This is a genomic window from Dysgonomonas sp. Shenzhen-Wh21 (assembly GCF_043392705.1).
GTDB lineage: Bacteria > Bacteroidota > Bacteroidia > Bacteroidales > Dysgonomonadaceae > Dysgonomonas.
Genome location: NZ_JAIXHZ010000213.1, coordinates 1 through 11,421, shown reverse-complemented (window position 1 = coordinate 11,421; position 11,421 = coordinate 1). Strand labels below are relative to the sequence as shown.

The following is an 11,421-nucleotide window of genomic DNA, read 5'->3' as shown; positions in this document are numbered from 1 at the left end:
AGAACGAAGACTTTGAATCATTTAATGGTGTAATACTATTTACAACTAACTGTATTGTACCTCCACGATCTACTTCAACCTACGCTGATAAAGTATATACTACCGGTGCATCAGGGTTTACCAGCTTCCAACATATAGAAGACAGAAAAGACGGACAGCCTAAAGATTTTTCAAAATTGATAGAGCATGCAAAACAATGCAAAGCCCCTACTGAAATAGAGTCTGGAGAAATTATCGGAGGATTTGCTCACGCACAGGTATTCGCACTTGCTGATAAGGTAGTTGATGCTGTAAAAACAGGAGCTATACGTAAGTTCTTTGTAATGGCAGGTTGAAGTAGATCGTGGAGGTACAATACAGTTAGTTGTAAATAGTATTACACCATTAAATGATTCAAAGTCTTCGTTCTGACGCCACCAAGCACTACCATAATTGCCTACAAAATGGCTATATTTCTTAAATGCAGGGTAGTAATGCGCCGGAAGCATTTCGCTGTGTGTGTACACATCTACGCCTGTTCCTTCTGTTTGTTCTAATAGGTCTTGCATATCACGCAAGTCGTGACCAGAGATAAGGATTCCCGGATTATTGCGAACTCCGATATTTACTTTCGTAATTTCAGGATTTCCGTATGTAGAAGTATTAGCCTTATCAAGCAAAGCCATTGTTTTTACACCATATTCACCACACTTAAGCACAAGAGCTGTAAGCTCTTCTCCGCTTAATTCTTGGGTTGTTGCAACTAAAGCTTCTTGCATAAAAGCATGGATGTCATCATCCTCATACCCTAGGTTTGATGCATGTTCAGCGTAAGCTGCCATCCCTTTGATTCCATAGATAAGAAGTTCACGCAACGAGCGTATGTCTTCATTTTTAGTTTCAAGGATTCCTACATTTCCAGCCTTCACTTCCATTTCTTTTACGCTTTCGGTAGTCCAAGTAATGCAGTCACAATCTAGGTTGGGTTTAGTGTTGCCTCCTTTAGCTTTTAATTCGAGTAAAAGTTCGTCTCGCAGATTTATAGCTTCACGTACACGTATTACGAAACGCTCTTTGTCGAAGTTTGCATTGGTGATTGTCATAAATAATGACTCCATTACAAAGCGGTTTGTATAAGCGGGTATTTCTACACCTGCTTTACGTAATTCTACTGTACTGTATGAGATTCCTTTGAGAAGAAACATTAACAAGTCTTGAAGATTAGCTACCTCCGAAGTTTTTCCACAAACACCTTTTACCGTACAGCCTGTATTGTGAGCTGTTTCCTGACACTGATAACAAAACATATTCATATCCTTAGTTTTTTAGTTAATTATTTTTTATAGAATGATTATTCTTTTATTTCTGATAAATTGGTTATATAGTAAATTTAACTCCTGATTATTGTGACTAACCTGTTATTTCCTATGCAAACATACGATGGTAGTAAAACTAAGATCGTAACATTTGTTACGACTATGAATTATTTTTTGTAACTTTGTAAAAAATTACAAGACTATGAACTCTGACTTACTCTTTTTCTGTACAATGTGTCGTGAAAAATCTCAAGAAGAGATTGCTCGACTAAAATGTACGATAGATCATACTATAAAGCATTATAAAAAAGGAGAATATATCGCCTATCAGGGTGATGTTATTTCACAGTTATATATGTTATCCAAAGGGAAAGTAAAAACAGAGATAGTTTCCGATTCGGGGCTTACTCTATCAGTAGAAGAAATTTCAGCTCCTTATCCTTTGGCTGCTGCTTTTATTTTTGCGGAAAATAATCGTTTTCCTGTGGATGTGATAGCTCTTGATGATAGCGAAATCTTATTTATCACGAAAGATTCTGTGGAGAAACAAATGGCTAAATGTCCCGGTTTTTTGCGAGGATTTATGGCTTTTAATGCCGATCGTGTACAATTCTTGTCCGAAAGGCTCAAAATATTCTCACAAAAAGGAATTAAAGCTAAAATAGCATATTACATTTTACAGCACGATAAAAACGGATCTTTTGAATTAGGGAAAAGTATCGCATCTCTTGCCGAGTATTTTGGTGTAGAACGTCCTTCCCTATCCAGAGCTATTTCTGAAATGGCTGCCAGTGGAATAATAGAATTTGAAGGAGGTAAAGGTAAAATACTAAACTATAATGAAATAAAAGAATTGTTAGGATAATTGATTTCCGAATATCTTTTGTCTTACTCTATAATAATAGAGAACAGAATTTTCTATTCTATCTATATAATTCTGTATTGTCAATATACATGTACACTACCTTGTGCGGCCGGTAGGTAATTTACTCCAATCCAAGTTATCATCAGTAATATGAATGCGATAGGCAACGCCCAAAGCGCAACTTTATCATATTTACCATACAACCGTATATGTATATACGCGAGATAAGCCATGGAAGTAACAAAAGCCCATGTTTCTTTAGGATCCCATGACCAATAATGCCCCCATGCTTCTTTTGCCCATACAGCACCCATCAGCATTCCTAATACAAGGAATCCAAATCCTACATAAACGATATTATCTATAAAATTGAATATCTTATCATCAGAATAGCTATTACGATGTACTTTTCGTAATTGCACAAAAGCTCCGATAGTAGCAGCTCCAAACATAGCGTAAGAAAGAATGTAGGATGTGACATGAGGTACAAACCATTCGCTCTGGAGAGCAGGCATCAAATTTTTAGAATGTATTTCGGGCTTAAATAAATTGATAAACACAAAAACCGATGCTACCAATGCAGAGAAAGATAATAGCCAAGGATATTTCCATCTGCGATAAGCTAGGTATCCGACCGAAGATAGAAAGAAAGAATACCATAAGCGAGTTTCACCCATCGTTCTCATTGGCGGACGTTCGATATGTATCCAAAAACCTGTTATAAATGCAGCAAATACAGCAATACCACATAGCATTAATATATCAGCTAATCGCTTTTGTGATCGATACACTATAATTCCGGCCGAAAACCAGAGTATCACAGCAGGAAGTGCAAACCATATAAAATTATTCCAATTCATATTCTTATCTTAGTACTATTATTCTTTGTTGTTCTTATTCTCACTTCTATGTTTAACCAATCTGCCATTCCAAATTAAAGCGATTGAACCCAGAGCTATAAAAATAAATCCGATGTATACGGGTATAACCCAAGGATCGTATACAAGTTCCATGCTACTGTATGAAGATAAGCGCCCGGCCTGATTATCGTATCCATATTGATAGATCGTCCAACTTCCGATACGCATTGGTTTATTTACTTCTATAGTTCCTTTTTTTATTGTGCCGTCAGGTGTATAGGCTTCTATATCCGACATAAATCGTTTTGGCTCGGGAACGCTCATTACCACACACAGCTGTTCATTGAGGGAAAGGGTCATATAAAGTTGTGCCTGATTTCCTCCGCATATCCATCCAGTGGTATCTTTACCTTGAGATACATTGAATGCTCGTATTTTGGCAGCCGGAGTTGCTCCGGGCATAGGTACCTCCCTATAGGTACTATCGCTGTTGCGCACTGCCTGATGGATATATTCTTTCAATTCAATCTCCCATCCATTAAGTTGTCCTTCAGTTATTTCTGTATCTATCTGATAATAGTCCGGCTTGTCTTCTGGTAGAGGTTTTCCACTTTTACGATCGATGATAGTTAGTTTGGGCGGATATTCCTCCATATCAAAATCGTTGAGCTGTATCGCAATAGGTAATTCTTTTACGTTTTCATCTTCATCATAAACTCTCCACTCTACCTCTCCTTCACGTATGTGCATCAGATAACGTTCAATATCAGCATGTCCCAGTCCTGCTGCGAATAGTGTGATCCATAGTCCGATATGGTTCAAGTAAAATGCGTAGTCTTTCTTGCGAAAATTAAGCAAACGACGAACGATAAGACAGCCAAGTGATAATAGGGAGATAAAGTAAATGAGTATGAAAGTCCATGAACTTGTCATACTGTCGAAACCTAGGCGTGAAAATATGTTTTCCGGAACGTCATGCGTATTGCTTGCCGTTTGTGGTGTAAGTCCCATGATGATCGTAAGAATGAGTAATGCTGAGATTAAACAGACTGAAGAGGGAATACCACTAAACCATAGTATGAAATGGCTTTTACGCACAAAAAGCGAACGAATACATAAAATCAGTATAATAGCTCCAACCAAGAGATTGGATGGGAATGCCAATAAATAAAAATTAAAATTACCAATTGTGAGTTGAAGGAGAAATCCGACCAAAAGAATTCCGCACGTAGTAACAATGCTTTCAGGATATCCCCAAGGCTGTTGCCACATTTTTCGATTATTTGTTTTTTTCATCTGTTTATATAGAAGAGAGCTGTTATTTTTTTGTCGAGAATAGTTTAGGTGTTATATTTATGGATACCCATCCCCAGTCTTGCCAGCTTTTATGGTATCCGCCTTTCACTACATCCATCGACTTGCTTCCAAGCATAAATGAATAGCCTGCCATAAGTTTTACATCAGGCATAATAGACCAATTTACCTGAAAGTCAAACTCAGATCCTAAGCCTTTGTCTATTTTTTCATTTGATACAACAACTTCATTTGCAGTCAAGAAATAATGATAATTCAAAGATAGATCGACTTTTTTCGAGGGCTTGTAGAAAATGGCAAGTTGATTGTCCCATAGCCCCGGATTGAGACCATTCGCAAATGAAGAAGCATAGAAGTAATCCATTGTTCCATAGAACTTATGGTGTGTACCATACAACGGATCAAATGCTTTTTGCTTTGTGTCATCCTGCTTGTTTCCACTCAGATAGTCACTGCCTAAACCTAATGACCATTTAGGGTCTATTTTGAAACCTGCAAAAAGGCTTCCCATAAAGGCTGATACTTCTTTATTTGACTTGTTTTTTCCTGTTTGATAATAAAAAGAACCTTTGATATCCCAACCATTTGCTATATAAGTCAAATAAGTCCCAAAGGTTTGCATATACTTATTGGCTGAATCTTCTTCGCTTCCGTACTGAAGACCCAGATTCATTGCGAGTAATGAGATGCCGAATGGGTTCTCTTTATTTCCATAGTGATACCAAAGTGTTTGCATATTTTTATAAGGCTGTCCTCCGGCTTCATAAAAACTTCCTCCTTTTATTTTTTCATCGTTCTGGTTTAAAGCCAGGATCAAATGGAAAGTGTTTATTTTATCAGCATACCCTAACTTTAATACATCATGACAGCGTCCCGAAACGTTCCAATCGAGCCCGCCTAATATACGTTCATCGTCATAAGATAAGGCTTGTCTTCCTAATTGGGCAAAGAATCCATTCTTAAAATTTAATTTAGCCCATGCTTCGTTTAGCATGAAACGTCCATTCTTATTTACTTGGGGATCTTGCCCCCAAACTCCAACGTGCTGTCCTGATAGTTTTAATTCCAGATTTGAACGTTGAAAGTCCATTGAGATTCGAGCACGGTTGTTTATGAAAGTAGCGGGGTGTTCACCTTCATTTCTGGGGAACAAGGCTCCATTGCGATATTCTCCGCGTGATCGTAGTTGCGCCGATATGGAAAATATGTCTTCTTGATTATTCTCTTGTCCTAATAATGTGAGAGGTAGTAATAGCAACCCTATTATGAAAATCTTTCTCATAATGATTATAGTTTAAAAAGCGCCTGCAAATGCTATATTAGATGAATGCAGACGCCCTTGAGGTAAGAAAAAATTAGTTCATAGCCAGCTTTCCTTCTGATTTGGCTTTTTCTATCCAAGTAGGAAGTGTTGTTTTAATCCACTTATCTTTGTCTTCACGAAGCTTTTTCATATCCAGTCCGATATATTCCTGAGCTTTTGATTTTGTAGAAATATCTGGCATTTTAACGTCTGTAACTCCAAGAGTGAATAATACTTTTTGCAGTTCCAGTTGTGCCTGTAGCGTACGGTCTAAACTATGAGCAAGGATTCGTTGAGTTTCTACAGGAGCATGGAAGGATGCACCATGAGATGCCACCGCAAAGTCCCAACGCCATTGAGCCTGACGAATCAATTTCAAAGACTCTTTCATTTTAGCTTCATCTGCACCATTGTCCCATGCTGCTTTAGCCATTACATGGGCTTTAGCCAGTTCTACTTCTATCCTGTTTCTAATCTCTAATGCCTTATCCTGATATTGATAAACATAATTTTTTAGATTCTCTTCACTATCTCTATGGCATGTTTGACATGTTGATGACACATTTTTAAGCGGACTCATTACCTGATGGTTAGAATACTTAATGCCACCTTCGGACATATATGGCATGTGACAGTCGGCACATGACAATCCACGTTGAGCGTGTGGTCCTAAAAGGAAAATTTCATAGTCCGGATGCTGCGCTTTTAGCATTGGAGCTTTGCTCAGATGATGTACCCAGTCTGTATAGTTTGCATTGTCATAATATTCTTCCATCGATTCTACGGTCATACCTCCATCCCAAGGGAAGGTCAGATATTTACCGTCACCCTTAAAGAAATATTCGACATGACATTGGGCACATACCAGAGAACGCATTTCCTGAGGAGTTGCTTTTGTAATATCTTTGCCTTGACGCTCAAACGCTTCTATCAAAGCCGGACGAGTGATAGTCAGATTCATCGTCTTAGGATCGTGACAATCGGCACAACCTACAGGATTTACAATCTCACTGCCAAACTGACTCCATGAGGCTTTGTAAAAATTCTCTATTCCTACTTCATGCATCATTCGTGGTACATCAGGACTCTTACAAGCCCAGCAAGTAGACGGTTGCATGTCTTTGTGTTCATGATCAGGTGTTCCGGTACGAAGTGTATGCGTCACATCTTCTATCGTATACATATGTCCGCGTGGAGCCGAATAGTCTCTGGAAAATGCATAACCAGCCCAAAGAACAACCATTTCGGGACGGCTTTCGAGTACATCTTCAGGCATATTTCCTAAATGCTTACTGCGGAAATCCATTTCTTTTGTTTTTTTCCAGGTATCGTATTCACGAGGGTAATTGATACCCCATTCATCACTATTGGTATTAATTCCTGTAATCTCTATCTTTTTATTATTATACAGAGTCGCGATTTCAGCTCTACGTTCTGTAATAGATGCTGCTAAAAGTCCAAGCATAAACACCAAAACCATTACTACCGCAAAAATCCCCCATCCAATGATCGGTTTTCGCCTGATTGCTTCTGCTAATTTCTTTAACATATTGGATCTTATTTTTTATTTTTCATAATATTATTCAACCAATCCGGTACTGCTGACTTTGGTAACGGAACAATCGCGTTCGGAGAAGAAGATAGATTACTCACGACGGTGTGAGGAACTTCCCGATGACAATCCCAGCACGCTTTTCCTTCACCTTCTTTTACTTGTGTGTAGTTTATCATACCGGTATTCACAAATTCTGTATTCAATTGAGTATGACAGCGAATGCAGTTATCCATGATTACTTTTTTACTGGCATCTCGAGGACGGATAACCTGTGGTTCAGCATTTAATGTAAATACTGCAGCATGGTAAAGTCCATCCATAGCTTTGAATGCATATTTATTAATGACATTATCATGTGGTACATGGCAATCGTTGCAATTGGCCCATTCTCGGTGTGCGCTGTGTTGCCATGTTTGATAATAAGGGGTCATAATATGGCAATTGATACAAGCTTCGGGATCATCAGACAGATAAGAATGTGCCCGGGACATATAGGCCGTGTATCCGCCAAGTCCGGCTATGATTCCCGCTATAACAAATAGTGGAACAACAAAATTCCGTGGTATTAGATTTAGAAGTTTTCTCATTTTATTTACCAATGAACACTGTTATTAAGCAAAGATATTGTTTAGAAATGATAATTTCCGTAACAAATGTTACGTGGTGTTATTTTTTATTAATTAATTTAGAGCTACTTATATCATTTCGTCTCTTTTGAGAGTTATCGAAATATGTTATCCTGTTTCAATGGATAATTAAAGTCGTGTCATAATATTAAAGAATAGAGTATCTGTTTATTGAAATAATTTATTTCGAATAGATACTCATACAGATTTTTTAGTTGTACGAGAGTGAACCGTTATAAAAGACGTATATAAATGTTTGTTATTCACGCTAAAATACAAATTATTTTTTATCCTTCAAAGAATTTTGTTCTTTGTTTTAACTTTTTATTTGCTTAAGGTTTAGCTTGATCTCTATTTGCCCTTTTCATCTAAAAACGGTAATTTTGCGCACAGCTTTTTTGAAGCACTAAAAAAACATACAAAAGAAAGAAATGAATAAGAAGATATCAGATTTTGAGATAATGGCACCTGTTGGCTCTTACGACTCTTTGGCTGCAGCCATACAGGGTGGGGCAAACTCTATTTACTTTGGAATAGAAGGGCTGAATATGCGAGCCAAGTCTTCTAATAACTTTACAATGGATGACTTGAAGCAGATAGCCGCTATATGTAAAGAAAATGGACTAAAGAGCTATCTGACGGTGAATACAATTATTTACGACAATGATATCTCGTTGATGCACCAGATTGTAAATGCTGCAAAAGAGGCTGAGCTTTCAGCCGTAATTGCTTCGGATGTAGCTGTGATGATGTATGCGCGAAGTATAGGTGTTGAGGTTCATCTATCTACACAATTGAATATAACCAATACAGAGTCATTAAAATTTTACGGGCAATTTGCTGATGTTGTTGTATTGGCACGCGAGCTGAATCTCGATCAGGTGGCTTCTATCTATAAAGATATTGTAGAGCAAAACATACGAGGTCCTAAAGGGGAACTTATCCGTATCGAAATGTTTGCTCATGGAGCTTTGTGTATGGCTGTGTCAGGTAAATGTTACCTGAGCTTGCATGAAAGAGATTTATCTGCAAATAGGGGGGCATGCAATCAGCTGTGCCGCCGCAGCTATATTGTAAAAGATAAGGAGTCGGATATCGAACTCGAAATTGACAACGAATACATCATGTCTCCAAAAGATTTGAAAACCATTCATTTTATGAACAAAATGATGGATGCAGGAGTACGTGTATTTAAAATAGAAGGACGGGCTCGTGGGCCCGAATATGTACGTACTGTAGTTGAATGTTACAAAGAAGCGGTGCAAGCCTACTGTGAGGATACATATACAGAAGAAAAGATTGAAAAGTGGAACGAACGCCTTGCTACGGTCTTTAATCGAGGGTTTTGGGATGGTTATTATCTTGGTCAGAAATTGGGAGAGTGGTCTAGTAACTATGGCTCAGGAGCAACAAAACGAAAAATATACATAGGTAAAGGGCTTAAATATTTCTCAAATCTTGGTGTTGCCGAATTTTTTATGGAAACACAATCGTTGAAGGTTGGTGACGAAATACTTATTACCGGACCTACTACAGGAGCAGTAACGCAGATCGTAGACGAAATTAGAGTTGACCTTCAACCTGTAGAAGAGACAGTAAAAGGCGAAAAGTTCTCTATTAAAGTAAATGAGAAAATCAGACCTTCAGATAAACTATTTAAGTTGGTTGAAGTAGAACGGAAGAAGAAGTTTGTGGAAAAAATATAGTAATATTATTTTTTCAGATTCCTTTTTATATTGAATTTCACAATATTCGTAACTAGATTCAATGGTAAAGGTTTATCCAATGGCAATTGTATTGCTCCTTTTGATGTTTTGTATTGTGTGAGTTCTTCTTCGAAGGCAATAATAGCTTCTGCACCCGGGTATAAACCGATGTGCTTTTTATGACCTGCAAAGTGTATAAGATTCCCATTCTGATGAAATGTGGGCATTTGCCAACTGATTTTCTCGATTGCATCAGGTGCGGCTTTTTTGATGGTTGTTCTTAGTTTCTTCATCAATACCTGAATGTTCTCAGGAAATAAAGCTATATATTCATCTATATTTTGCATAATTATAATGTTTAGCTCTAATAAAATAAATTTGTAAGGCTTGAAAATTAAATTCAAGCCTTACAAATTTATTTAAACTTATTTCATTTACAATAAATTACAAATCATTTTTTTGCTAATCCTTGAGCTGTTTGCATTAATCTTACAAATTCTCGGCGATACCCCTGCTTATCTTCGCCATATCCTTTTTGAGCTAATGCAATAGCTTTGCTATAGCTACCTTCTCCTTTGTATTGAGAATCTTTTATAATTTGCCCGAACATGGCAACAGCCGAAGCAAAGCGAAAATCGTCTGACACATTATCACCCTTGTCATCTATTAACGGAACTTCAATTTTCTGGCTTTGGTCGCTGTTTGGTTGTTTATACCTCAATTTTACGGTTAAGAGATCAGGATATTTATTTGCTACAAATATATTTTGAGTAGATACATTGGTTTCTTTTTGATACTTCAGAGGATCTACATCCCCTATAAGATTGCTTTTTACTCCTGTTGGAATAACTTCATAAAATGCTGTAACTGTATGACCGGCACCCATTTCTCCGGCATCTTTTGTGTCGTCATTAAAATCTTCTTTGTTTAACAGCCTTGTTTCGTATCCTATCAGCCTGTATGCTTGTACTTTTGTTGGATTAAATTCGATTTGCAATTTCACATCTTTAGCGACAGTATACATGGTAGCGCCAAATTCGTTGACTAAGACTTTATTTGCCTCTTGTAGATTATCAATATATGCATGATTACCATTTCCGGCTTATGCCAGAGTTTGCATCTTGCTATCTTTGTAGTTGCCCATTCCATAACCTAATATGGAAAGAAACACTCCACTCTTGCGCTCTTGTTCTATCAACGCCAGTAGACCCTCATTACTGGAAACTCCTACATTGAAGTCTCCATCAGTACATAGAATAATACGATTATTACCTCCTTTTATAAAGTTTTGCTTTGCTATTTTGTAGGCTAATTGTATACCGGCTCCTCCTGCAGTAGAACCTCCTGCGTTCAGATTGTCAAGCGCTTCTTTTATTTTTTGTTTGTTCGCTCCCGATGTCGAAGGTAAAACTTCTCCTGCAGAGCCTGCATATACAACTATAGCTACACGATCTTTCTCTCGAAGATTGTTTGTCAGTAGTTTTAATGATGACTTTACAAGGTCAAGTCGTGTAGCGCCATACATCGATCCCGAAACATCTATAAGAAAAACAAAGTTTGAAGCCGAGAGATTTTCTCCAGCCATACTGCGTGCTTTTAATCCGATTTTTACCAAGCGATTTTGACTATTCCAAGGACAATTGCCTACTTCTGTAGATATTTTTACAGGGTCGTTCCCTGTCGGTTCGGTATAATTGTAGCTAAAGTAATTAATGAGTTCTTCTATTCGCACTGCGTCTTTGTTGGGTAGACTTCCCCGATTTATAAAACGCCGCATATTGCTATATGATGCCGCATCTACATCTACCGAAAATGTAGAGAGTGGCTCTTCGTTTGCTAAACGAAACCTGTTTTATAAATCGGGGAAGTCTACCCAACAAAGACGCAGTGCGAATAG

Annotated in this window: 9 protein-coding genes and 2 pseudogenes; 3 read left to right on the top strand and 8 right to left on the bottom strand. The window is 37.7% G+C overall.

Annotation, left to right across the window (positions count from 1 at the left end; all coding sequences use genetic code 11):
• The first annotated feature begins 32 nt into the window (after positions 1–32).
• Positions 33–335 (top strand): hypothetical protein, encoded by a 303-nt coding sequence (locus LDB17_RS14440; RefSeq protein ID WP_393925110.1) that lies wholly within the window; start codon positions 33–35, stop codon positions 333–335.
• On the opposite strand, the pseudogene hcp reads toward LDB17_RS14440, so the two are convergent.
• A pseudogene (gene hcp / locus LDB17_RS14435) lies at positions 300–1,286 on the bottom strand (hydroxylamine reductase); the annotation flags it as partial. The gene LDB17_RS14440 and the pseudogene hcp overlap by 36 nt on opposite strands.
• A 211-nt stretch (positions 1,287–1,497) precedes the next feature.
• Between hcp and LDB17_RS14430 the strand changes: the two are divergent.
• On the top strand, positions 1,498–2,160 hold the full coding sequence (locus LDB17_RS14430; protein WP_252638821.1) for a Crp/Fnr family transcriptional regulator: 663 nt from the start codon (positions 1,498–1,500) through the stop codon (positions 2,158–2,160).
• A gap of 80 nt (positions 2,161–2,240) precedes the next feature.
• On the opposite strand, the gene ccsA is transcribed toward LDB17_RS14430, so the two are convergent.
• The 5 genes from ccsA to nrfH all read right to left on the bottom strand — a co-directional run bounded on the left by ccsA (position 2,241) and on the right by nrfH (position 7,779).
• Positions 2,241–3,020 carry a cytochrome c biogenesis protein CcsA gene (gene ccsA / locus LDB17_RS14425; RefSeq protein WP_252638827.1) on the bottom strand — a complete coding sequence of 260 codons (780 nt, stop codon included), beginning with the start codon at positions 3,018–3,020 and terminating at the stop codon, positions 2,241–2,243.
• 18 nt (positions 3,021–3,038) lie between these two features.
• Positions 3,039–4,316 (bottom strand): cytochrome c biogenesis protein ResB, encoded by a 1,278-nt coding sequence (locus tag LDB17_RS14420; RefSeq protein ID WP_393925109.1) that lies wholly within the window; start codon positions 4,314–4,316, stop codon positions 3,039–3,041.
• Positions 4,317–4,338: 22 nt separating this feature from the next.
• On the bottom strand, positions 4,339–5,616 hold the full coding sequence (locus LDB17_RS14415; protein WP_252638831.1) for an alginate export family protein: 1,278 nt from the start codon (positions 5,614–5,616) through the stop codon (positions 4,339–4,341).
• Between the two features lie 73 nt (positions 5,617–5,689).
• A complete protein-coding gene (gene nrfA, locus LDB17_RS14410; RefSeq protein ID WP_252638833.1) occupies positions 5,690–7,186 on the bottom strand; it encodes an ammonia-forming cytochrome c nitrite reductase in 1,497 nt (498 codons plus the stop codon).
• Between the two features lie 8 nt (positions 7,187–7,194).
• Entirely contained in the window at positions 7,195–7,779 is a 585-nt protein-coding gene (nrfH, locus tag LDB17_RS14405) for a cytochrome c nitrite reductase small subunit (protein ID WP_135104441.1), read from the bottom strand.
• A gap of 470 nt (positions 7,780–8,249) precedes the next feature.
• Here nrfH and LDB17_RS14400 point away from each other — a divergent pair, with 470 nt between their 5' ends.
• On the top strand, positions 8,250–9,524 hold the full coding sequence (locus tag LDB17_RS14400; protein WP_252638835.1) for a peptidase U32 family protein: 1,275 nt from the start codon (positions 8,250–8,252) through the stop codon (positions 9,522–9,524).
• A 5-nt stretch (positions 9,525–9,529) separates the two neighbouring features.
• Here LDB17_RS14400 and LDB17_RS14395 read toward each other — a convergent pair whose 3' ends face one another.
• Both LDB17_RS14395 and LDB17_RS14390 read right to left on the bottom strand, forming a co-directional pair.
• Positions 9,530–9,871, bottom strand: a complete 342-nt coding sequence (locus tag LDB17_RS14395) for an iron chaperone (protein WP_252638837.1) — start codon at positions 9,869–9,871, stop codon at positions 9,530–9,532.
• Positions 9,872–9,975: 104 nt separating this feature from the next.
• Positions 9,976–11,376: pseudogene (locus tag LDB17_RS14390) on the bottom strand (von Willebrand factor type A domain-containing protein); the annotation flags it as partial.
• Positions 11,377–11,421: the final 45 nt, after the last annotated feature.